This window comes from Weissella paramesenteroides (genome assembly GCF_051903945.1).
In the GTDB taxonomy this organism is placed as follows: domain Bacteria; phylum Bacillota; class Bacilli; order Lactobacillales; family Lactobacillaceae; genus Weissella; species Weissella paramesenteroides_A.
Genome location: NZ_CP192268.1, coordinates 526,873 through 551,682 on the forward strand (window position 1 = coordinate 526,873; position 24,810 = coordinate 551,682).

Here is a 24,810-nt window from a genome sequence, read left to right on the forward strand (position 1 = left end):
ATGAAGATGTTGAATGAAATGTTTCCAAGTTATAACATTCGGGCGAATGTTAATTTAGGAGATTATACAAATACACGTGTTGGTGGTCCAGCAGATTGGTGCTTTTGGCCGAAAACACAGCAAGAACTACAGCAGGTTGTCCATTTTGCGAATGCGACTGATTTACCCATTACAGTTCTTGGTAATGCATCAAATTTGGTTATTACTGATGATGGCCGACAAGGTGTAGTTATTTTCTTGACTGATATGCATCAAATTGAAGTTTTTAAAAATAGCATCACCGCTGAAGCAGGAGCATGGATAATTGAGGTAGCACAAACCGCATATGATTATTCATTAACTGGTTTAGAATGGGCTGCAGGTATCCCTGGCTCTATTGGTGGCGCTGTTTTTATGAATGCAGGGGCATATGGCGGTCAAATCGATCAAGTTGTACAAAGTATTGATGTCATCACGCCAGCAGGCGAAATAAAAACATATTCTGCAACTGAATTGGCATTCGGTTATCGTCATAGTTTGGTTCAAGAAACGGGTGATGTCATTATTAGAGCAACATTTACCATGCAGCCTGGAAAACGATCAGAAATTGGAGAAAAAATGGCTGATTTTAATACCCGTCGTGCGCAAAAACAGCCTTTAGAATTTCCGTCATGTGGATCAGTTTTTAAGCGACCAACTGGGTATTTTGCTGGTAAATTGATTATGGATTCCGGTCTACAAGGATACCAAATTGGTGGTGCGCAAGTATCTACAAAACATGCGGGTTTTATTGTTAATCGTGGCCAAGCAACTGGAAGTGACTATGTTCATTTAATTAAACATGTTCAAGATGTCGTGTATGAAAAGTTTTCAGTAAACTTAGAAACTGAAGTTCGGGTACTTGGGAGAAAATAAACAAAGAAAAGGAGTGTGTGTATGGTTCTACTGCAAACCGTTGTTGGTCTAACCTTTTTAGTCGTGTTAGGCAACGTATTGGGTAACTTTCTGAAAAAGATACCAGTCGGTTTAATCCAAATTGGATTAGGATTACTTGTGGCTATATTTTTTAATGTTGAAATTCAACTTGATACAGAATGGTTTTTACTTTTATTTATTGCCCCGTTGCTTTATTCAGACGCGTGGCGATTTCCTAAAAAAGAGCTATGGGAATTACGAGGGCCTATTTTTGGTAATGCAATCTTATTGGTATTTATTACAACGATTGTTGGTGGCTTTTTGATTTATTGGATGATTCCACAGTTACCACTTCCTGTAGCATTGGCGATTGCAGCTATTTTATCACCGACTGATCCGGTAGCAGTGTCAGCCATTGCATCTGAAGCAAAATTGCCGCCTTCTATTATGCATTTAGTGGCTGGAGAAAGCCTAATTAATGATGCCAGTGGTTTGGTTGGATTTAAATTTGCTGTTGCAGCTGCAACAGCAGGGACATTTTCGCTTTGGGATGCAACAGGTGAGTTCTTATATGTTTCAATTGTAGGAACTTTAGTGGGAGCGTTAATGGGATTTCTTATTAATGCGGTTGGTGACTGGTTATCTGCGCATGCCATTAATGATGTCTCATTAAGAGTTGTGATCCAATTGTTCACACCTTTCTTAGTTTATATTATTGCTGAAGAAATTCATTCATCTGGTGTTATCGCTGTTGTCGTTGCGGCAATTATTTTAAATATTCATACCAAACATGATGTTGATTATACAGGGGAACTCCATGTTATTGGGATTAATACATGGAATGTTTTTGGATACCTATTAAATGGATACATATTTGTTATTTTGGGAATTGAATTTCCATTAGCAACACATTTAGGCAAAGTCATATCATTACCGATGGCTATTTTGTATTCAGTAATTACTTGGTTCATTATTTTTGGCATTCGTGTTATTTGGACCTATGTAACACAATGGGTACGTTTGAAAAATCATAAAAATGAAACTGCATCATGGCAAGTTGCTATTACATCTGGACTAACAGGTGTTCGCGGTGCAGTTACAATGGCCGGAGTTTTATCTGTACCACTTATAACGGATAGTGGCCAACCATTTCCACAGCGTGCACTAATGCTATTTATTGCTGCTATCACAATAATTTTATCTTTGATTGTTGCCATCGTGTTTCTACCAATAGTTGGTGGGACAAAGAAAACACAGGTACCACCTGGTAAGAATAAGGCTCAAGCTAAGGTAGCCCAACATATGTCAGAACCACGGGCACGGGTTTATGTTTTACAGTCAGCCGTGCGAGAAATTGAGGCACGGCGTCGAGAATCGAATCAGGCGGTTGTTTATGAAATAATTCAACGTTATCAAATTCAAATTCGCCAATTGCAATTGCAATTTATGAAAACTGACAAGTTGAGTCCAATTTTGAATGCGGAAATGTCATTACGGCAAATCGCTTTAGAAGCAGAACGTAGTGCCATTCAAAGATTGTTAGTCGATGAGCGCATTACACCATTAGTTTTTGCTAGTGAAGGTCGACGAATTGACCGTGCAGAATCCGAATTGGATGATTTAGTTACTCATGATCGAGGTAAGCGAACTTGGCGTCAGATTCGTAGGTTCTTAATGAGTTTTGGCCGAATGGTACGTGTTTGGTTAAGCGATGATTCTTCTGACACATTGATGTCAGAGTATGAATTAGCACATCATGAATCTGCCAAAGAAGCAATTGCGGCAATCTCAAAATATATTAGTACAGAAGAAGCACAAAATTCGCACCTGGATCAAACGGCAGCGTATAATCTAATTATTATGTATCGTTCACGTTTGGAACGTGAACGTCATGGTCGTAAAGGTGTACAAAATGTTGAAAATTTAAAAATTGAACTCGAATTAGTTGGCTTGAATGCACAACGTGAAGCGGTACAACATTTAACTGAGGCTCACTTTATCTCGAATGTGACGAGTATGAACATTCGACAAAATATTAACTTTACGGAAGCAGGCATGTTGACCAATTTGGAAGAGTAGGAGTTAGTATGAATTTTGATATTGATGCATTATTAAAAAATATAAACATTGTGCGTATCATTGATGTCATCATTGTCTGGTGGGTTCTTTACCGATTGATGATGCTGATTCGTGGTACCAAGGCGGTCACTTTACTGCGTGGTGTTGGAATTGTTATCATAGTAAAAGTGGTTAGTTGGTATTTTGGATTAGCGACAATTTCTTGGGTAACTGACCAAATTATTAATTGGGGAGTCATCGCGTTGGTGATCGTTTTTCAGCCTGAAATTCGACGAGGTCTTGAACATCTCGGTCGTTCTGGTTTGTTCAGACAAAAACAAGCTTATCAATCTGAAAAGCGGCTAGTCAATGAGCTCGATGATGCGATTCAATATATGTCTAAGCGGCGTATTGGTGCTTTAATTTCAATTGAAATGGAGACAGGATTGGAAGAATATATTGAGACCGGTATACCAATTGATGCTGAAATTTCAAGTCAGCTTTTGATTAATACGTTTATTCCGAATACACCATTACATGACGGAGCAGTTATCCTGAAAGATAATCGATTAGCAACTGCGGCAGCTTACTTACCATTGTCGGACAGTGCAACAATTCCTAAAGAATTGGGAACAAGGCATCGTGCTTCAGTTGGAATTTCAGAAGTTACTGATGCATTAACTATTGTTGTGTCTGAAGAAACGGGTGCTGTATCAATTACTAGAAATTCAGAATTAATGCAGTCATTATCACGTGAAGATTATCGAAAGTACCTTACCCGTCAACTTGTCACATCAGATGAGGTAGCTAACCAATCTTGGTGGACGCAGTTAAGATCATTCTTAAAGCGAGGAGATAAGTAATATGAAACGACGTACTGATAAAATCGTGTATGGTCTGTTAACATTAGCTGTCGCCATCTTTATGTCTGCTTACACTGACTCACAATCAACGACGTCCACTCGTCGATCAAATAATAATACTAATGAACTATCTACTATTGGCAAGATAACATCATCACAGTCAGCAACCGTTAGTGTGCCTATTCAATTTTCTGGCATTAATACAGACGATTATTATATTAGCGGTGTGCCCGATAATGTTGCTGTGACAATAAGTGGACCGTCTGCATTAGTTACGGCGGCAAAAAACACGAAAAATTTTCAAGTATCAGCAAATTTAAAGAATTTATCAGATGGGACACATACCGTTAGTCTTAAGGTTACTGGGTTAAATAAAGATTTGACGTATAAGCTGAAAACACCTAAAGTAACATTGACCATGTATAAGCGTACTTCTTCATACTATTCAGTGAAAACAAACTATAACAAAGATGCGATTGCTGATGGTTACACAGTTGGTACGGTAACAACGTCAGTCAACAACGTTCAAATTATGGGACGTCAATCTGCAATTAATGTTGTAGATAGTGTTGTCGCTGATGTGCAATTGAAGCGAGATACGAAAAAAACTGTTAGACAAAAAGTCACGTTACAGGCAGTAGATGCTAATGGTAATCCAGTAGACGTTGCTGTATCACCACAAGTTACAACAGTTAAAATACCAATCAAGACAGGTAATGGTACGCGTCAAGTACCATTGAATTTGAAAACTAAAAATGGTAATGCTTCAGAATTTTCATTGTCTGGCTCGGTTAACGAAGTAGCTGTGCAAGGAAATATAGATGTCTTAAATAAATTAAAGAATGTTCAGGCTGTTGTAGATTTATCGGGAGTAACGACAGCAACACAAAAAGATGTTACGATTGATGTGCCAGATGGTGCTGAAAGTGTTGACCCAAAGACAGTATCGGTGGTTATAACTCCTAAGGAGTAGAAAGAGAATTATGGTTGAATTACATTATTTTGGAACAGATGGCGTGCGGGGCATTGCCAATAAAGAATTGACACCTGAGTTAGCATTTCGTCTTGGCCGAATGGGTGGAGCAGTACTAACTCGTCATGCAGTAGATCATCGGCCACGTGTGCTTGTTGGACGTGATACGAGAATGTCAGGTCCATTATTGGAGCATGCGCTAATTTCAGGTTTACTTTCTGTTGGTATTGAAATCCAACGTTTAGATGTGATTTCTACACCGGGAGTTGCTTATTTAGTTCGTGCACAAAAGGCAGATGCCGGTGCACAAATTACAGCATCACATAATCCAGCAGAAGATAATGGCATTAAATTCTTTGGTTCTGATGGTATGAAGTTATCAGATGAGCTGGAAGCCGAAATCGAAGCATTGCTCGATGCACCAGAAGATACATTGCCACGCCCAGCAGCTGAAGGTTTAGGATCTGTTTCTGATTTTAAAGAGGGAACGGCTAAATACTTAGAATATTTGCAAACGACCATCCCTAGTAACTTGGATGGTATGAAACTGGCCATTGATGCAGCAAATGGTGCCACTTCAGGTCTAGTGGCTAATTTATTTGCAGATATGGGAGCTGATTTTGTTACGATGGGGACATCACCAGATGGTATTAATATTAACCAAAACGTCGGCTCAACTCATCCAGAAGCATTAGCCAAGTTTGTGCTTGAAAACGAAGCGCAAGTTGGTTTAGCATTTGATGGTGATGGTGATCGTTTAATTGCCGTCGATGAAAAGGGACAGATTATTGATGGTGATCAAATTATGTTCATTGTTGGTAAATATATGTCTTCACACGGTCGTTTAAAGCAAGATACTATCGTGACAACGGTCATGTCTAATATTGGTATGTATAAGGCAATGTCCGATAACGGACTGAACTCTGTGAAAACTGCAGTCGGTGATCGCTACGTTGTTGAAGAAATGATCAAGTCTGGTTATAACCTAGGTGGTGAACAATCTGGTCACGTTGTCTTTTTAGATTGGGCAACTACAGGTGATGGTATGCTAACGGCACTACAATTATTGCATGTGATGCAAGAGGCGGATAAACCATTATCTGAATTAGCCGCAGAAATGACAGTATATCCACAAAAACTGGTGAATGTTAAAGTACAAGATAAAAAATTGGCATTGTCAAATGAAGCCATTAAGCAGATTATTAGCGAGGTTGAATCTGAAATGGGCAATGAAGGACGTGTTCTTGTACGACCTTCAGGGACACAAAATTTATTACGTGTTATGGCGGAAGCACCTACTCGTGAATCTGTCGATGAATATGTTGATCGAATTGTCACAGTTGTTAAGCAAGAGGTTGGTGTTGAGTAATGTCAGCAGATTTTCAGACGTTAGATATTATTGAAGAGATTACACGCAATGATGGCTCAACGTATAAGGAAATTGGCAATTTGTTGCATAATGGACAGGCAGAATATGCTGTTGAAGAAGGAATGATAAAAAAAGTTCGAATTTTAAAAATTAACATTCCACACTCTAAGAATGTTATTAGTTATGAAAAATTTGTTAACGAGAATTTTGATATTCCAACAAAAATTGCTATTTCAGAATATATTGAATGGCAACGGACGCCAGAGATGGATGCTGTTGTTGAAAAAATCTTAGCTGAAAATAAAGTTAGTTAACTTTAATGTAAGAGTCAGAAGTACTATCATACCTTGGAATTTTCAAGTGTAATGGTGGTATTTAATGGCTCTTTTTACATGCTTTTTTTCCGTTATAAATAGAAATTTGTTATTATAAGTAATAAGTAATTTTGTGAAAGGTTGGTCAGTTATGAATATTGGATTATTTACAGATACATATGCGCCACAAGTTTCCGGTGTTGTGTCATCAATTCAGACACTCCGACAACAGCTTATTGACCATGGGCATCGGGTGTACATTTTTACTTCAACTGATCCAAATGTGCCAAAGGAAGTTTTAGAGCCTGATGTCTATCGCTTTCCAAGTTTTCCATTTATTGGATTTAAGGATCGGCGGTTATCGTATCGTGGTGTTATTCAAGCAATTCAGCTCGCTAAGAAGTTAGAACTTGACATTGTACATACCCAGACTGAATTCTCGTTAGGTTTAATGGGGAAATTAGTTGCTAGACAATTGAAAATACCTGTTGTACACACTTTTCATACAAATTATGAAGATTATTTACATTATGTTGCTAACGGGAAAATCATTCGGCCAGCTAGTGTAGCAGTGATTGCACGAAGTTACATGGCAGGAATGACTGGCGTAATTGCACCGTCTAAACAAACATTTGATACGTTAACTAAATATAAAGTTTCTGCACCAATTGAGATTATTCCAACTGGTGTTAGTGTAAAGCATTCAAAGCAAGATGATACCAGTGCTTATTTGCGTGAAAAATTAGGATTAGGTAGTCAAACACCGGTGGTGCTATCACTTGGACGTGTGGCTTTTGAAAAGAATATTGATACTGCATTAACGATATTTGCAGAGGTATTAGAACAGGTACCTGAAGCTATGTTTGTAATTGTTGGAGACGGACCAGCAATGTCTGATTTAAAGGATCATGTACGATCATTAGAAATTGCGGATCACGTTATTTTTACAGGGGAAGTGGATCATCAAGAGGTCTATGGTTATTATAAATTAGCAGATGTTTTCTTATCTGCTTCCGTATCGGAAACGCAAGGATTGACATTTATTGAAGCGATGACAGCTGACACGCCAGTTGTTGCAATTCGTAGTCCTTATTTAGAGACAGTTGTTTTAGATAAAAATATTGGATCGCTTGCAGATGATAGTTATGATCTAATGGCACCACTAATCATGTACTTAAATGCAAAAAAACAGCAGCAAGTAGTAGGAAATCCAGCAGTACGGCAGAAAGTGCTGCATGACATTGATGAAGTTACTTTTGGACAACGAGTGTTAGATTTCTACTCTGAGGCGCTAGTTGTGTACCATGAAGAGGAGGATATGGAAGAAGCTGATAGTAATGATTTTGAGTATGCAAAATCATTTTTGTCTAGAACGCCATTCCATAAAAATAATAAATGATTCGAATCACAATGTTCTCTGCAGCTGAAACAGTTCCCGGTCAAGGCGTTGGCTCAGCTTATCGGGAACTAGTTAACTTATTAACTAGTAGGTTTCCCGATAAATTCCAACTAAAATTTAATAGTTTGTCAAAGACTGATATCAGCCATTACCATACTATTAATTTTGGGTTCTTTTTGAATACATTTCTTCCAGGAAGGGGTAAAAAAGTCGGATATGTACATTTTCTACCTGAAACCCTAGAAGGTTCAATTAATTTATGGTGGCCGATTAAAAAGATTTTTTATTGGTATGTGATGACCTTCTATAAACGAATGGATAAAATTGTAGTAGTTAATCCGGTGTTCATTGATAAATTAGTGGCATTAGGTGTATCAAAAGAAAAGATCACCTATATTCCTAATTTTGTTTCCAAAGACGATTTCTTTCCTGTTCCGGCAAATCAGAAGATAAATATTCGTAAAAAATTGGACTTACCTGAAAATACATTCATGGTGTTAGGAGTAGGACAAGTACAAGTTCGAAAAGGCGTGCTAGATTTTATTCAGTTAGCAAAAGATAATCCGGACTGGACATTTGTGTGGGTTGGCGGATTCTCATTTGGGGCCATAACGGCTGGTTACGAAACACTAAAAAAAGTTGTTGACAATCCACCTAAAAATTTGATTTTTCCCGGTATAGTGAATAGAAAATTGATGAATGATTATTATAATGCAGCCAATGTTTTTTTGCTACCGAGTTATACAGAACTATTTCCGATGTCAGCTTTAGAGGCCTTTAGTACAGGAACGCCAACAATTTTACGCGATTTAGATTTATATCGTGCAATTATTGATGGTTATTACTTACCTGCTGTTGATAGAGATGGGATGCAGAAACAACTTGATATGCTTGAAACGGATAGTGATCTACAGAAACAGATGGCAAAACAAGCATTAGCTGCATCTGAATATTATTCAGCGACCCATGTTGCTAAAATTTGGGACACTTATTATACGAATCAGGTTAATGACAAAAATGATGGGGGACATCAATGACAAGGCGAAATGGCATTGTATTTGTTCTAATGATGGTTGCTGGCGTAGCTATATTTTATTGGTCATTTCGTAACGTTAGTATGGTGCAACTTGTGCAGGATCTTCGTGGTGCCAATTGGTGGTGGCTGCTGGTTGCCTTGTTAGCAATGGCTGTTTATTTACTATTGGAATCAATTGTTGTGAAGGTTTTCGTGGATGATTCCCATGAGAAGTTATCATGGTCTGATGCTATTCGTATTCCGTTGGTTGAACAATTTGGTAATGGGATAACACCATTTTCTGCAGGGGGACAACCCATGCAATTGATCACACTTATTCAAGCTGGCGTTGATCCTGGTCGAGCCGGCTCAATTTTGCTGATGAAATTTGTGGTTTATCAGGCAATGATTGTTATTAATTTTTTCATTGCAATTGTTGTGGGATACCAATTTATTGCCGATAAATTAAAGGCATGGTCAGTATTTGTCATTTTAGGATTTATTATTCATCTAGTTGTGATAATTACGTTATTATTAGTGATGTACTGGCCAGGTTTAACCAAAGCGCTGGTCAAAATAGTATTTAAGCCAATTAAATGGATAAAGCCAAATAAAGCAGTGGCATGGCAACAAGTCGTAAATGAAAAAATTAAAAATTTTCATTCAGAAAGTATACGAATGAGCCATGATTGGTGGGTATTACTTAAAGCTATCGTTTTGACATTAGTTCAACTGACAGTCTATTATTTAATCCCATATTTCATTTTATTAGCATTGGGAGCTTCACAAATTAATGTCATTTTAGTGATGTCATTACATGTGTTAATAGTAATGGTTATTTCTTTATTCCCAATTCCTGGTGGTACAGGTGGGGCTGAAATTGGTTTTTCAATGCTATTTTCAACGTTTTTGCCAAATGCAGCGCTGTTAGTTTGTGCGATGGCATTATGGCGAATCATTACTTATTACTTGGGGATGTTCGCAGGTATTATCGCCTTTAATATAAAATCAAAACAGTGAGGTTAGGTTTATGCTGGCAGAGAATGATTTAAGTAAAATTGTGCGACGGATTCAGGCTATGCGCCAAGACAAGCGGGCAACGATCCAACAGCGTGATTTTAGTGTGTTTGGAGTGCCAGTAGTAACCGTTTTGTATGATTCTATGTCAGGTATGTTTGCTTTAGAAACAACTGAAAGAAAACAACATCGGTTTGCTTTTGATGATGTTGACTTACTAGCAATTGATATCTATGAGGCCTTAGCTGAGTTTAGAGAATCATTTTAATGAATCATAAGAAACTTTTATGGTGTCTTTTATAAAATGTTAGGTTGATAATCAGAATTTGGTAATTTGTTTTCAATATAACAAATAATTAAAAAATTTGGAGATAATAAAATGCAACGAGTTATGTTAGCCATTAAGAAAAAATGGCCAGATTTCAACGATACCGTTGGCTTCTTCCTGTTATCTGTATTCTTAGTATGGCTTAAGACCTACTGGGCATACAAGACGAGTTTTTCTTTAGGTGTTCAAGGCACCCTGCAAGAATTTATTCTAGTCATTAATCCGTTACCAACAGCGATTATACTGTTGAGTATTGCACTGTACTTTAGAGGTAAAGTTGCATATTGGTTAATGATTCTAATAAATTTGATTCAGTCAATTTGGTTGTTTGCCAATATGCTGTACTATCGAGAATTTTCAGACTTTTTGTCAGTGAATATTCTGAACTCAGGTAGCTCAGTTGACAATAATTTAGGAAAATCAATTGCAGGTATTATCAGTCCATTTGATTTTCTAGTATTTCTGGATATCATAATTTTAGTGCTATTATTAGTCTTTAAACGCATTAAATTCGATAAAGAAGTTGTTCAGAAACGCTTTGCTGCCTTGACAACTATATTCGGAATTGTCTTGATGCTTGTTGGATACGGCATATCAAGCAAAGATCGTTCTGGTCTATTAACTCGAACTTTTGATAATAATTATATTGTTAAATACTTAGGTTTAAATGAGTATGCAGCATATAATATCTTTAAGACAAAACAAACGGCGGATATTAAAAAAGATGCAAAAGCCGATGACCTTAATAAGATCAAAAATTATGTTAAGGGAAATAAAACCTTACAAAATGCGACTTATTTTGGTAAAGAAAAAGGCAAAAATGTTATTGTCTTTCATTTAGAGTCATTCCAACAATTTTTAATGGATTATAAAGTTAATGGTGTTGAGGTAACGCCTAATTTAAACAAGTTTTATCATGATCAAAACACTTTGTCATTTGATAATTTTTATAATGAAGTGGGGCAAGGTAAAACAGCTGATGCAGAAATGATGCTTGAGACAGGATTGTTTGGTACGGCATCAGGATCAGCAATGGTTAATTATGGTACTTCTAACACATATCAAGCTGTGCCAGCTATTCTAGATCAACAAGGATATACGACAGCAGCATTCCACGGAGATGTGGCTTCTTTCTGGAATCGTGATAATACGTATAAGTCTTGGGGGTATGATTATTTCTTCAGTAAGCCATATTATAAGAATGCAGATAACGCAGATTATAATATAGGATATGGGATGAAGGATAAAATTTTCTTGAAGGATGCCTCGAAATATCTTGAACAATTACCACAACCGTTTTATTCAAAGATTATTACAGTCACAAATCATTATCCATATGATTTAGATAGTCAAAATGCTTCCATTGCTAAAACTAAGACAAATGACAAGACGGTTGACGGATATGTCCAAACGGCCCGTTATTTGGATCAATCCTTTGGTGAATTTTTAAGTTGGCTTAAAAAGTCTGGATTATACGATAACTCAATGATTGTCCTATATGGTGACCATTATGGTATTTCAGAAAACCATAAGGCAGCAATTGCAAAATTGACAGGAAAAGATAGTGTATCTGACTATGATCTAGCTAATTGGCAAAAAGTACCATTCATGGTCCATGCACCTGGATTGAAGGGTGGTATTAATCACACCTATGGTGGTGAAATCGATGTGATGCCAACATTGCTTCACTTGTTAGGTGTTTCAACAGATAACGATATTCAATTTGGTCAAGATTTATTAGCAACCAATCGTCGTCAGATAGTACCGTTTAGAAACGGTGACTGGGTTTCTGCGGAATATATGAAATATGGTGGTAATTATTATGTGACGACCACTGGTACAAAGATTAATCCAAAAGAGGATCCACGAGCTAAGCAAATTATTGATGCAACTCAAAAGGATGTTGATAAAATGCTAACGTATTCAGATGATGTCCAAACGGGTGACTTACTACGTTTCTATACACCGGAAGGATTTAAGAAAGTTAATCGCAAAGATTATTCATACCAGAAGGCAAGTGGATTGAAGCAATTGAAGAAAGCCAATAAAGATAACCCAACATCAGTCAAAGCTAAGCATAATAATCAATCAACACTGAAAGACTATATTACTGATGCGCCAGAATTAGGTGGAAAACCACAAACTATTCAGGAAGCAACGTCTTCTAGTCAAGATGATAAAAATAGTAGTAGTGATAGTAGTTCATCATCTAATACTAGTGATAATCAATAGTTTTCTTTAAGTTAATTATTATTGATAAGTGAGAAGCTCACTGTAAGTTCCCTAAGAAAGGGAAGCTACAGTGAGCTTTTTTAGACTATGTTGGTAACTAATTTATGGCGTTTAAGTAAATGCAAGGTAAGTAAAAAATATTCGTAAGAAAGAAGGTAAAACTTGTTGTTGACGAACGTTCTTTTCTAAGGTATATTATATGAGCGGTTAAAAAAGCCGAGCATATACAAATCATGATGATAAAAAAGTTGTTGACTTTTAAAAATTATGTCTGTATACTTAATTAAGTTGTCGACAGGACAACGACTGTTGATCATTGAAAACTGAATATCGTTTCGATGAAACAAATGTGTAGGGTCATCAAGTAATTTACTTGATACAAAAACATTTGCGAAGTCAATTCGCTAATAAATTCGTTTAACTTCTGTTAAACAAATAACAACAATTGAGTTATACTCAAACTTTTAAAATGAGAGTTTGATCCTGGCTCAGGATGAACGCTGGCGGCGTGCCTAATACATGCAAGTCGAACGCTTTGTCTTTAATTGATCTGACGAGCTTGCTCTGATGTGATTTTATCTGACAAAGAGTGGCGAACGGGTGAGTAACACGTGGGTAACCTACCTCTTAGCAGGGGATAACATTTGGAAACAAGTGCTAATACCGTATAATACCAACAACCGCATGGTTGTTGGTTGAAAGATGGTTCTGCTATCACTAAGAGATGGACCCGCGGTGCATTAGCTAGTTGGTAAGGTAACGGCTTACCAAGGCAATGATGCATAGCCGAGTTGAGAGACTGATCGGCCACAATGGGACTGAGACACGGCCCATACTCCTACGGGAGGCAGCAGTAGGGAATCTTCCACAATGGGCGCAAGCCTGATGGAGCAACGCCGCGTGTGTGATGAAGGGTTTCGGCTCGTAAAACACTGTTATAAGAGAAGAACGGCACTGAGAGTAACTGTTCAGTGTGTGACGGTATCTTACCAGAAAGGAACGGCTAAATACGTGCCAGCAGCCGCGGTAATACGTATGTTCCAAGCGTTATCCGGATTTATTGGGCGTAAAGCGAGCGCAGACGGTTATTTAAGTCTGAAGTGAAAGCCCTCAGCTCAACTGAGGAATGGCTTTGGAAACTGGATGACTTGAGTGCAGTAGAGGAAAGTGGAACTCCATGTGTAGCGGTGAAATGCGTAGATATATGGAAGAACACCAGTGGCGAAGGCGGCTTTCTGGACTGTAACTGACGTTGAGGCTCGAAAGTGTGGGTAGCAAACAGGATTAGATACCCTGGTAGTCCACACCGTAAACGATGAGTGCTAGATGTTCGAGGGTTTCCGCCCTTGAGTGTCGCAGCTAACGCATTAAGCACTCCGCCTGGGGAGTACGACCGCAAGGTTGAAACTCAAAGGAATTGACGGGGACCCGCACAAGCGGTGGAGCATGTGGTTTAATTCGAAGCAACGCGAAGAACCTTACCAGGTCTTGACATCCCTTGCTAATCCTAGAAATAGGACGTTCCCTTCGGGGACAAGGTGACAGGTGGTGCATGGTTGTCGTCAGCTCGTGTCGTGAGATGTTGGGTTAAGTCCCGCAACGAGCGCAACCCTTATTATTAGTTGCCAGCATTCAGTTGGGCACTCTAGTGAGACTGCCGGTGACAAACCGGAGGAAGGTGGGGATGACGTCAAATCATCATGCCCCTTATGACCTGGGCTACACACGTGCTACAATGGCATATACAACGAGTCGCCAACCCGCGAGGGTGCGCTAATCTCTTAAAGTATGTCTCAGTTCGGATTGTAGGCTGCAACTCGCCTACATGAAGTCGGAATCGCTAGTAATCGCGGATCAGCACGCCGCGGTGAATACGTTCCCGGGTCTTGTACACACCGCCCGTCACACCATGAGAGTTTGTAACACCCAAAGCCGGTGGGGTAACCTTTTAGGAGCCAGCCGTCTAAGGTGGGACAGATGATTAGGGTGAAGTCGTAACAAGGTAGCCGTAGGAGAACCTGCGGCTGGATCACCTCCTTTCTAAGGAAAATCGGAAACCTACACATTCAACGAAACGATATTTAGTTTTGAGTGGTTAACACTCAGCATTAGTTCTTTGAAAACTGAATCATAATTGTAAATTTTTAAATTCATTATAATTGATCAAATCAATTAAATTGAGCCGAAAAAATACACCGCGTAATTTTTTGAGTTTTTTAAATAAGTTTAAAATCGCTTGTGACCATTGAGTCACAATACTCAAACGAAATCATCAACGAAAGTTGATCGGTTAAGTTATTAAGGGCGCATGGTGAATGCCTTGGCACTAGGAGCCGATGAAGGACGGGACTAACACCGATATGCCTCGGGGAGCTGTAAGTAAGCTGTGATCCGGGGATTTCCGAATGGGGGAACCCAACTTGTGATGCAAGTTATCGTTTAATGAATACATAGTTAGACGAAGGTAGACGTTGTGAACTGAAACATCTCATTAGCAACAGGAGAAGAAAGAAAAATCGATTCCGTCAGTAGCGGCGAGCGAACGCGGAGGAGCCCAAACCAGAGTGCTTGCACTCTGGGGTTGTAGGACTACCGTTGTGGAGTTACAAATTTGTTTATTAGCAGAATCAGCTGGGAAGCTGAGCGAAACAGGGTGATAGCCCCGTATGCGAAAGTAAGCAAACTCCCGTGTAGGATCCTGAGTACGGCCGGACACGTGAAATCCGGTCGGAAACTGCGAGGACCATCTCGTAAGGCTAAATACTCCCTAGTGACCGATAGTGAACCAGTACCGTGAGGGAAAGGTGAAAAGCACCCCGGAAGGGGAGTGAAAAAGTTCCTGAAACCATGTGCCTACAACAAGTTAGAGCCCGTTAATGGGTGATAGCGTGCCTTTTGTAGAATGAACCGGCGAGTTACGATACCATGCAAGGTTAAGGTGGAAAGACCGGAGCCGTAGCGAAAGCGAGTCTGAAATGGGCGTTTTAGTATGTTGTTGTAGACCCGAAACCAGGTGACCTACCCATGTCCAGGGTGAAGGTGCGGTAAAACGCACTGGAGGCCCGAACCCGTACATGTTGAAAAATGTTGGGATGAGGTGTGGGTAGCGGTGAAATTCCAATCGAACTTGGAGATAGCTGGTTCTCTCCGAAATAGCTTTAGGGCTAGCCTCGGAAGATAGCGTGTTGGAGGTAGAGCACTGTTTTGGTGCGGGGCCCATCTCGGGTTACTAAATTAAGATAAACTCCGAATGCCAATCACGTATGTCCGGGAGTCAGACAGTGAGTGATAAGATCCATTGTCGAAAGGGGAACAGCCCAGATCGTCAGTTAAGGTCCCTAAGTGTGTGTTAAGTGGAAAAGGATGTGAAGTTGCATAGACAACTAGGATGTTGGCTCAGAAGCAGCCACCATTTAAAGAGTGCGTAATAGCTCACTAGTCGAGTGATTCTGCGCCGAAAATGTACCGGGGCTAAACACACCACCGAAACTACGGGTGCCACATTAGTGGCGCGATAGGAGAGCGTTCTAAGGGCAATGAAGTCAGACCGTGAGGACTGGTGGAGCGCTTAGAAGTGAGAATGCCGGTATGAGTAGCGAAAGACAGGTGAGAATCCTGTCCACCGTATGACTAAGGTTTCCTGGGGAAGGCTCGTCCTCCCAGGGTTAGTCGGGACCTAAGGCGAGGCCGAAAGGCGTAGTCGATGGCTAACAGGTTGAGATTCCTGTACCAGGTGAACATGTTTGAACGATGGAGGGACGCAGAAGGCTAACAGAACCCAGCGGCTGGAAATGCTGGGCCAAGCAACAAGTCTTAGTGTGAGTCAAATGCTTGCACTTATACGGACAAGTTGTGATGGGGACCGAAATAAAGTAGGGAAGTCTGTGATGTCACGCTGCCGAGAAAAGCTTCTAGTTAGTGTTTACCTGCCCGTACCGCAAACCGACACAGGTAGTCGAGGAGAGCATCCTAAGGTGAGCGAGTGAACTCTCGTTAAGGAACTCGGCAAAATGACCCCGTAACTTCGGGAGAAGGGGTGCTCAGCGCAAGCTGAGCCGCAGTGAATAGGCCCAGGCGACTGTTTATCAAAAACACAGGTTTCTGCAAAATCGTAAGATGACGTATAGGGGCTGACGCCTGCCCGGTGCTGGAAGGTTAAAAGGAGTGCTTAGCTTCGGCGAAGGTACGAATTGAAGCCCCAGTAAACGGCGGCCGTAACTATAACGGTCCTAAGGTAGCGAAATTCCTTGTCGGGTAAGTTCCGACCCGCACGAAAGGCGTAACGATCTGGGCGCTGTCTCAACGAGAGACTCGGTGAAATTTAAAGACCCGTGAAGATGCGGGTTACCCGCGACAGGACGGAAAGACCCCATGGAGCTTTACTGTAGCTTGATATTGAGTGTTTGTGCAGCTTGTACAGCATAGGTAGGAGCCGTAGAAATCGGGACGCTAGTTTCGATGGAGGCAAACGTGGGATACTACCCTCGTTGTATGAACACTCTAACTCACACCACTAAGCGTGGTGGAAGACAGTGTCTGGCAGGCAGTTTGACTGGGGCGGTCGCCTCCTAAAAGGTAACGGAGGCGCCCAAAGGTTCCCTCAGAATGGTTGGAAATCATTCGCAGAGTGTAAAGGCACAAGGGAGCTTGACTGTGAGACTTACCAGTCGAGCAGGTACGAAAGTAGGGCTTAGTGATCCGGTGGTTCCGCATGGAAGGGCCATCGCTCAACGGACAAAAGCTACCCTGGGGATAACAGGCTTATCTCCCCCAAGAGTCCACATCGACGGGGAGGTTTGGCACCTCGATGTCGGCTCATCGCATCCTGGGGCTGTAGTCGGTCCCAAGGGTTGGGCTGTTCGCCCATTAAAGCGGTACGCGAGCTGGGTTCAGAACGTCGTGAGACAGTTCGGTCCCTATCCGTCGCGGGCGTAGGAAATTTGAGAGGAGCTGCCCTTAGTACGAGAGGACCGGGGTGGACGTACCACTGGTGTATCAGTTGTTCCGCCAGGAGCATCGCTGAGTAGCTATGTACGGATGAGATAAACGCTGAAAGCATCTAAGTGTGAAACTCGCCTCGAGATGAGATTTCCCATTCAGAAATGAAGTAAGACCCCTCAGAGATGATGAGGTAGATAGGCTAGAAGTGGACGTGCGGTGACGCATGGAGCGGACTAGTACTAATGGTTCGAGGACTTAACCAAGTAGCAAGTGGTGTAAGGCAAGAAAAGCGCAATTATGATTCAGTTTTGAGGGAACTAAGTTCACTCAATAAAAAACGTGTCGTGATGATGGCACTGAGGTCACACCTGTTCCCATACCGAACACAGTAGTTAAGCTCAGTAGCGCCAAAAGTAGTTGGAGGATCGCCTCCTGCGAGGATAGGACATCGCGATGCATTATAATGGACGTTTAGCTCAGCTGGGAGAGCACCTGCCTTACAAGCAGGGGGTCACAGGTTCGATCCCTGTAACGTCCATTGGTCGCATGGTCTAGTTGGTTATGACGTTCGCCTGTCACGCGAAAGATCACGGGTTCGAATCCCGTTGTGACCGTTTCAAATTAAGTATTACATCACATTATAGGGGTATAGTTTAGCGGTAGAACAACGGTCTCCAAAACCGTCGGCGGGGGTTCGATTCCCTCTACCCCTGCCATGGCGGTAGTGGTGAAGTGGTTAACACACCGGTTTGTGGTTCCGGCACGCGTGGGTTCGATCCCCATCTACCGCCCTGAATTGATGTAATATTTAATATGATGCCGTTGTGGCGGAATTGGCAGACGCGCTGGACTCAAAATCCAGTTCCCGCAAGGGAGTATGGGTTCGACCCCCATCGACGGCATAACAAACCCTAGGAATTCTTCAATTTAAGAATTTCTAGGGTTTTATTTTGTTATTCTATTAGATAGAAAAATAAATTGCAAAGTGTTTAAAAAATTTTGGTTTATAATTAGTTGAACAATATAGAAGAAAAAGAAAATAAGTGTCATACTAACGTAGTATGAATTTTAATCGAAGGGGATATAAATATGGCACATAGTCCAATTACTAGTGATACTCATCAACAATTAATGATAGATTTTGGTGTGGATGGTCCACAAGTTGGTGAAAAAAATATCTCATTAAAGGAGGGATTTCTGGTACGTGATGAATCAGGAGCAGAAAAGAACTATACACAATGGGATGTCATTCATCGTGCAGATGAAACCTATTGGTCACCTTTAGATGGCGATCGTAGGACATTGTATGATATTACAAGTTATGAGATTAAAAATAAAAAAAGTAATCAGTGGGTTAGTATTGCAGAATGGTTTGCTTCTGAAGAATTGTAGTAAGTTGTTACTTTATGTGTATCTTAGCAATGGTTACGAATAATGTATAAAAAGCTCTGAATTGAACCTTGTAAGTTTTGGAAATTATACCAACTTACAGGGTTCGTTCAGAGCTTTTTACATGTAAAAATTATTTATATTGTTGATTAATTTGTAGTGTCTTAAAAAGATTTATAGACAGAGCTAAACAGCAAATAATAATGCCAAGCAGAAAACTTATTTTACCAATATGACTACCAGGAGTGTGATAGTAGAGCCTTATATTATTTTTACCCGCAGATAGTGGAATACCAATAAACCCACTGCCAAGTTTAATTAAATTAGAATGACTTCCTTTGATTGTCCAACCATTGCTATAAGGAATAGTGGTTGCAAGTATTTTAGGCTTGTTAACAGTAACTGATGCAGTTAATCTATTAACTCCAGTTTTGTAACTTGGGGCCGTAGTTTTAATTTGTTTTGCAACTTTATTAAACCGATTGTCAGTGGGAATTGCTTTAATTTGCACATCAAAGTCATATTGCCCAACTTTATTAAAAGTAAGTGGAATAAAGGTTTCCTTATTTATGTCACTAGCCTGTCCAAGATTCATTGTAATAGTAGTTTGTGGATTATAAAATGATAAATTTGACTGTCCAGTTTGAGTAAACGTATTTACTTTATCATTGTAGGCAGTTGATATAATATAATTACCAGTTTCCTTACCCATACTGCTAAAGTGTGTTTTATACCAGTTCCAAGTAAATGCTTGACTATTGTATTGACGATCAATTAATTTTTGTGCATTTCTTGCATTTTGGTCATGTTTATATCGATATTGATTCAGAGCGACACGTTGCTGTTGTTGCAACGTATATGGTTTAAAATGTAAGTTTGATATTTCTAAATGCAATTCTGTACCTTTTAACGTTTTAGAAGGGCTAAGATAAAATCCAGTAGGTAACCAATCTGCATTTGTTTTATAAGTGATATGCTGTATTTTCTTTGCTTTTTTTGTTAAATCAGTTCTAATTTTGCCAGTAGCGACCTGTTCACCAAATTTTGATTTTTTGGTAGACGAATGATTAGCTATAACCACACTGTCTGCCAGGGTAGCTTCTTTTTCAGTCGGTGACAATGTATCATAGTATTTTTTACTAAGATAGTATTTTGGAAAATACAATAATGGATATGCATTTTTTGATTGGTTAACTGACTGTCCATTAACAATTTGATTAGTTTGGGTTTGGTATGAGTTCGGTGTTAAAGTATCTGGATTTTCAAATCGTTTTGAGACACCTAATACGTTACTAAGCACATTACGAGAATCAAGATTGCCTGTGATGTCATTAGGGTTAGCTGAATTGATAGCAAATGCACTTAATCCTTTACTAATTGAACCATTCTGCAATGACCAGTAGCTTTCAACATTATTCAAAGTGCTTAGAAGCGGCAGGTTTGTTGCCGGAGCAATACCAGTTGCGTTATTTAATTGATTATCAACATAAGATCGTATAACTTGGTTTGAATCGGTATTTGAATAATTTTTTTGTTGATTCATCAATTGCTTAACTACGTTATTGGGTAATAAATCTGTTGCGTTTGGATTTGTGTTACTTGTATGATTACGAGTTACTAAGAAAAATGAATTAATGATAATTAATAGAACTAACCACACCGGTTTAAGGGTGGTATTTGATTGTATCGTCCAAATTAAAGCTAATGAAGCAAAATAAAGAGCAATCATCATACCATAGCGACTATTTAAATTAAAATTACTGATAACGAATAAAGACAGTCCGGAAATTAGACCAGTAATAAAGAACCAAAAATAATCGCGTTTAGTTAAAGCATCTAACTGATTAATCAGATGTAAAACCATACAGCTAATTGGTAATGACAATAGGAATATCCAGCGATTAGATGGTGAAGAACCACCATTTAGAATTGCCGCAAATATCGGAAAGCATAAGCCGATTAAGCAGATTAACCATAAATAATTAAAGAGTTGATATTGATGCCAACGTCGCAAACCAAATATTAATGCCATGATGCTAATGGCTGTAAAGCCACCTGTTAGCCAAAAAGAAGGTGTGGTTTGATTAGCAATTAAATTACCTGGCAATGCAAAAAAATAGTAGGCGGGATAAAAAAATAGTCCATTAGCAATTTGACTATTTGAGCGTGCAGAAGTGAGTACGGCATAAATGCTAGGAAAAAGTAATGGTGCAGCAAGCAAAGTAGCAAGCAGACCAGAAAACATAAGCTTAATATGTGCCAACCAGTTCGACCAAGTATGATTTTGAATTTGATAGCCAATCCAATAAATAGCTAGACCAATCATTAACATAAAGGCAAAATAAAAATTATTCCATAATGTCCAGAAAATCATCACTGTTAAGAAGGTATATTTTTGTTTAGATAAAGCGATATTTAATGCAAGGACAAGTAGTGGGAAAATAATTAATGGATTAATAAAAAAAGGATGCTCAAATGCTGAGAATGCGGTGTATCCAGAAAAAACATAGCCAAATACGGCAATTTGATAGTGCCATGTTGGACGGTTTTTAAACCAATATTGTGCGGCAACTAAGAATGAAATACCGGCTAAATAAAGTCGCACAATGATCATAAAATTATAATAAGTGATTAGATGGGCCTTAGAGATAAAGGCAGCGCCGTAACTAAATACATCGCCTAAAGTATAATAAGAAAAAGTTTGATAATAGTCTGCTCCCAAACCAATATGCCATTGCCAACTTGTTGGCAGCGTGTGATGCTGAATAATATTTTTTAAATCTTCTTGCCAACGCACTAATGCTGGAAAATGTTGTGCAATACCATCTGATTGCCAAATTAGAGACGTATCTGTGAAGTAGTAAGGGGCAAAAATAACTATTGATAAAATTACAAACAGCATTGTATAGGTGATAATTGGTCGTATAGACCATTTCGACCGGGATTGCATATTTCATACCTCCAAAAGACTATCAACGTATTATAGCATTTTCAGTTGTTTAGAAAGTTTAAATTGGAAATCTCAGAAGTGTTTCAGTATGATAAGAACCAAAATAGTAATTAGAAAAATAAATAATTTAAAGTAAGTGTGTAACCGTTTACAGATTGTGAAAGATAGTCTATAATTACACAAGTACATGTTATCTTTGTACTTTGGAATTATTATATAAATAAGGAGCGTGGCAATTATGGTAAATTTCATTATTGCTAGTCATGGTGAATTTGCTGCGGGTATCCGACAGTCAGGTCAGATGATTTTTGGTGAGCAAGAGAATGTTCAAGTTGTAACATTCATGCCCAACGAAGGTCCAGAAGATTTGATGAAGAAGTTTGAGGATGCTCTTGCAACATTTGAACCTGAGGGACAAGTATTGTTCCTCGTTGATTTGTGGGGTGGATCACCGTTTAACGCTGCATCTCGTATTCAAGCCTTGCATGAGGACCGTATGGCCATCATCACAGGTTTAAACTTACCAATGTTAGTAGAGGCTTATGGGGCCCGTTTCACAATGGAAACAGCTGCTGAAATTGCAAGTTATTTGATGCCAGTTGCACGAGATGGTGTAAAAACCTTACCAGAAACTGAAGAACCAGCACCAGTCGCTGCCGATTCTGCAGAAGACGATCAACCAGTTGTTGAGGCTGGAGATATCAATAAGGTTATCCATTCTGGTTCTGCAACAATGGATGTTCGTTTAGCACGTATTGACTCACGTCTATTACATGGACAAGTGGCAACAGCATGGACAAAGTCTGTGTCACCAAACCGTATTATTGTTGTTTCGGATGGTGTGTCAAAAGATGAACTACGTAAGACATTGCTTGTTCAAGCAGCACCAGTTGGTGTAAAGGTTAATGTTGTTCCTATTCAAAAATTAGTGGATATCTGGGATGATCCACGCTTTACTTCAGTGAAGGCTTTGCTATTGTTTGAAACGCCACAAGATGTTGCTAAAGCAGTTGAGGGCGGTGTTAAATTAGGAAAAGTTAACATTGGTTCAATGTCTCATTCAGAAGGTAAGCGCATGTTAACTAATGCGGTTGCTGTTGATGATGAAGATGTAAAGACATTAGAATACTTACGTGATAATGGTATCACTTTCGATGTTCGTAAAGTGCCAGCTGATCAAAGTAAAGATGTTTTTGACTTATTAAAGAAGTCATAATTTGTTATTAATTAAATAGTAGAGAAATTATTCGGGAGGATAACGCATGATTTCAGCGTTTTTCGTAGTTCTATTTGCATTCCTAGCTGGAATGGATGGAATTTTAGATGAGTTCCAATTCCACCAACCATTAGTTGCTGCAACTCTAATTGGGTTAGCTAATGGCCACTTAACTGAAGGAATTATCCTTGGTGGAACGTTGCAAATGCTTGCCCTAGGTTGGATGAACATTGGTGCCGCTGTTGCACCGGATGCGGCTTTGGCATCGGCTGTTTCAGCATATCTTGTAACCGGTCCAGCACAAGTTAGTGTTGATACTGGTATGGCGATTGCTATTCCTTTGGCTGTTGCTGGTCAAGTTTTGACTATTGGTGTTCGTACAATTACGGTTGCCTTGGCACACGTTGCTGATAAGCAAGCTGAAAAGGGTAGCCTACGTGGAGTTGAAGCAATTCACTGGACAGCCTTGATTATCCAAGGTTTGCGTATCACAATTCCAGTGATTATTGTTATGGCTGTTGGTGCTGGCCCAGTTAATGATGCTTTGAACGCAATTCCAGATGTAATTACAAAGGGATTGGCTGTTGCTGGTGGATTCATCGTTGTTGTTGGATACGCCATGGTTATTAACATGATGGCAACTGCCGAACTTTGGCCATTCTTCTTCTTAGGATTTGCATTGTCAGCTGTTACAGAATTGAACTTGATTGCCATGGGTATGATTGGTCTTGTATTGGCCTTGATCTACCTACAATTGTCACCAAAGTTTAATGGTGGCTCAGGCAAGGGTGGTTCAAACAGTTCAAATGGTGATCCAATCGACGCCATTTTAGATAATTACTAAGCTTGGAGGATAGTACATCATGAGTGAAAATGAAAAAGTCGAAGTTCACTTGACTAAGGGTGATCTTGTTAATACTTGGTGGCGTTCAACTTTCTTGCAAGCTTCATGGAATTATGAACGTATGCAGAACGTTGGTTGGGCATTCGCAATGATTCCTGGTATCCGTCGTTTGTACAAGACGAAGGAAGACCGTGCTGATGCTATGAAGCGTCACTTGGAATTCTTTAATACACATCCATATGTGGCTTCACCAATCTTGGGTGTTGAGCTTGCTATGGAAGAGCAACGTGCTAATGGTGCAGAAATTAATGATGAAGCCATAAACGGTGTTAAGGTCGGAATGATGGGACCTTTGGCTGGTGTTGGAGACCCTATTTTCTGGGGAACAATGCGTCCCGTTCTTGGAGCGTTTGCCGCTGGTATGGCGCAAGGTGGATCAGTTTTGGGTCCAATTATCTTCTTCGTTGTTTGGAACTTGATTCGTATGTTGTTCCTATGGTACACACAACAATTAGGTTATAAAGAAGGTACAAACATTACGCAAGATTTGGCTGGTGGTGCCATGCAAAAAATTACCACTGGTGCTTCAATCTTGGGTATGTTCATCATGGGTGTTTTGGTTCCTCGTTGGACAACGATGAACTTCCCAGTTGTTATGTCAAAGGTTAAGGTACAAGATGGTGCCGCTGCTGATATTCCTGGCTTAGCAAAAGCTATTAATGGCGGTGATGTTTCTGCCTCAAAGATTGCTGATGTTGTTAGTCAAATTCAAGGTGGTCAATCACTTTCTGCCTACAAAGTAACAACTTTGCAAGATACATTGGATCAATTGTTGCCTGGTTTGGCACCATTGTTGTTAATGTTTATTGTTTTGTGGATGCTACGTAAGCGCGTATCACCAATCACAATTATCTTTGGATTGTTCATTGTTGGTATCTTGGCATACGCCTTTGGTATCATGGCATAATACAATTTGAAAGAAATTTGTTAAAATGAAAGATGAGGCAG

16 protein-coding genes, 5 tRNA genes and 3 rRNA genes are annotated in these 24,810 nt (G+C 39.6%); 23 read left to right on the top strand and 1 reads right to left on the bottom strand.

The annotated features are described in order from the left end of the window. The 20 genes from murB (at window position 1) to ACQ4QH_RS02550 (ending at window position 18,795) form a co-directional block, all read left to right on the top strand. Window positions 1-894 carry a UDP-N-acetylmuramate dehydrogenase gene (gene murB, locus ACQ4QH_RS02455; RefSeq protein ID WP_439819164.1) on the top strand — a complete coding sequence of 298 codons (894 nt, stop codon included), beginning with the start codon at window positions 1-3 and terminating at the stop codon, window positions 892-894. A 21-nt stretch (window positions 895-915) separates the two neighbouring features. Further along, window positions 916-2,973 carry a Na+/H+ antiporter gene (locus tag ACQ4QH_RS02460; protein ID WP_439819165.1) on the top strand — a complete coding sequence of 686 codons (2,058 nt, stop codon included), beginning with the start codon at window positions 916-918 and terminating at the stop codon, window positions 2,971-2,973. 8 nt (window positions 2,974-2,981) lie between these two features. Continuing rightward, entirely contained in the window at window positions 2,982-3,815 is an 834-nt protein-coding gene (gene cdaA / locus ACQ4QH_RS02465) for a diadenylate cyclase CdaA (RefSeq protein ID WP_002828882.1), read from the top strand. Window position 3,816: 1 nt separating this feature from the next. Then, on the top strand, window positions 3,817-4,788 hold the full coding sequence (locus tag ACQ4QH_RS02470; protein ID WP_439819166.1) for a CdaR family protein: 972 nt from the start codon (window positions 3,817-3,819) through the stop codon (window positions 4,786-4,788). Window positions 4,789-4,798: 10 nt separating this feature from the next. Beyond that, complete coding sequence (glmM, locus tag ACQ4QH_RS02475; protein WP_439819167.1) at window positions 4,799-6,157, top strand: phosphoglucosamine mutase; 1,359 nt, start codon at window positions 4,799-4,801, stop codon at window positions 6,155-6,157. Then, a complete protein-coding gene (locus ACQ4QH_RS02480) occupies window positions 6,157-6,471 on the top strand; it encodes a hypothetical protein (protein WP_002828879.1) in 315 nt (104 codons plus the stop codon). Before glmM ends, ACQ4QH_RS02480 begins: the two co-directional genes overlap by 1 nt. 151 nt (window positions 6,472-6,622) lie before the next feature. After that, window positions 6,623-7,870 (top strand): glycosyltransferase, encoded by a 1,248-nt coding sequence (locus tag ACQ4QH_RS02485; protein ID WP_439819168.1) that lies wholly within the window; start codon window positions 6,623-6,625, stop codon window positions 7,868-7,870. Continuing rightward, on the top strand, window positions 7,867-8,907 hold the full coding sequence (locus ACQ4QH_RS02490) for a glycosyltransferase family 4 protein (RefSeq protein ID WP_439819169.1): 1,041 nt from the start codon (window positions 7,867-7,869) through the stop codon (window positions 8,905-8,907). Before ACQ4QH_RS02485 ends, ACQ4QH_RS02490 begins: the two co-directional genes overlap by 4 nt. Continuing rightward, entirely contained in the window at window positions 8,904-9,905 is a 1,002-nt protein-coding gene (locus ACQ4QH_RS02495) for a lysylphosphatidylglycerol synthase transmembrane domain-containing protein (protein WP_439819170.1), read from the top strand. Before ACQ4QH_RS02490 ends, ACQ4QH_RS02495 begins: the two co-directional genes overlap by 4 nt. A gap of 10 nt (window positions 9,906-9,915) precedes the next feature. Next, window positions 9,916-10,170: a DUF1797 family protein gene (locus ACQ4QH_RS02500; protein ID WP_439819171.1), complete on the top strand. Its 255-nt coding sequence runs from the start codon at window positions 9,916-9,918 to the stop codon at window positions 10,168-10,170. Between the two features lie 111 nt (window positions 10,171-10,281). Then, window positions 10,282-12,462: an LTA synthase family protein gene (locus tag ACQ4QH_RS02505; protein WP_439819172.1), complete on the top strand. Its 2,181-nt coding sequence runs from the start codon at window positions 10,282-10,284 to the stop codon at window positions 12,460-12,462. 465 nt (window positions 12,463-12,927) lie between these two features. Beyond that, a 16S ribosomal RNA gene (locus tag ACQ4QH_RS02510) occupies window positions 12,928-14,502 on the top strand. A 248-nt stretch (window positions 14,503-14,750) separates the two neighbouring features. Next, window positions 14,751-17,666, top strand: a 23S ribosomal RNA gene (locus tag ACQ4QH_RS02515). A gap of 77 nt (window positions 17,667-17,743) precedes the next feature. Beyond that, window positions 17,744-17,860, top strand: a 5S ribosomal RNA gene (gene rrf, locus ACQ4QH_RS02520). The 16S, 23S and 5S rRNA genes sit together here with 5 tRNA genes alongside, the layout of an rRNA operon. Before the next feature lie 8 nt (window positions 17,861-17,868). Continuing rightward, window positions 17,869-17,941: transfer RNA gene (locus ACQ4QH_RS02525), tRNA-Val, on the top strand. A gap of 2 nt (window positions 17,942-17,943) precedes the next feature. Then, window positions 17,944-18,017: transfer RNA gene (locus tag ACQ4QH_RS02530), tRNA-Asp, on the top strand. Window positions 18,018-18,045: 28 nt separating this feature from the next. Beyond that, window positions 18,046-18,119, top strand: a tRNA-Trp gene (locus tag ACQ4QH_RS02535). Window positions 18,120-18,121: 2 nt separating this feature from the next. Next, window positions 18,122-18,194, top strand: a tRNA-His gene (locus ACQ4QH_RS02540). Window positions 18,195-18,221: 27 nt separating this feature from the next. Continuing rightward, window positions 18,222-18,305 (top strand) — tRNA-Leu (locus ACQ4QH_RS02545). Window positions 18,306-18,492: 187 nt separating this feature from the next. Further along, window positions 18,493-18,795, top strand: coding sequence for a hypothetical protein (locus tag ACQ4QH_RS02550; protein WP_439819173.1), 303 nt, complete (start codon window positions 18,493-18,495; stop codon window positions 18,793-18,795). 130 nt (window positions 18,796-18,925) lie between these two features. On the opposite strand, the gene ACQ4QH_RS02555 is transcribed toward ACQ4QH_RS02550, so the two are convergent. Next, window positions 18,926-21,742 carry a YfhO family protein gene (locus ACQ4QH_RS02555; RefSeq protein ID WP_439819174.1) on the bottom strand — a complete coding sequence of 939 codons (2,817 nt, stop codon included), beginning with the start codon at window positions 21,740-21,742 and terminating at the stop codon, window positions 18,926-18,928. 238 nt (window positions 21,743-21,980) lie between these two features. Between ACQ4QH_RS02555 and ACQ4QH_RS02560 the strand changes: the two genes are divergently transcribed. Genes ACQ4QH_RS02560 through ACQ4QH_RS02570 form a run of 3 tightly spaced genes read left to right on the top strand, consistent with a single transcriptional unit; the run spans window position 21,981 to window position 24,769 of the window. Further along, window positions 21,981-22,958, top strand: a complete 978-nt coding sequence (locus ACQ4QH_RS02560; RefSeq protein ID WP_439819175.1) for a mannose/fructose/sorbose PTS transporter subunit IIB — start codon at window positions 21,981-21,983, stop codon at window positions 22,956-22,958. A gap of 46 nt (window positions 22,959-23,004) precedes the next feature. Beyond that, complete coding sequence (locus ACQ4QH_RS02565) at window positions 23,005-23,802, top strand: PTS mannose/fructose/sorbose transporter subunit IIC (RefSeq protein WP_002827690.1); 798 nt, start codon at window positions 23,005-23,007, stop codon at window positions 23,800-23,802. Between the two features lie 19 nt (window positions 23,803-23,821). Next, window positions 23,822-24,769 carry a PTS system mannose/fructose/sorbose family transporter subunit IID gene (locus ACQ4QH_RS02570; RefSeq protein ID WP_439819176.1) on the top strand — a complete coding sequence of 316 codons (948 nt, stop codon included), beginning with the start codon at window positions 23,822-23,824 and terminating at the stop codon, window positions 24,767-24,769. Window positions 24,770-24,810 lie beyond the last annotated feature (41 nt).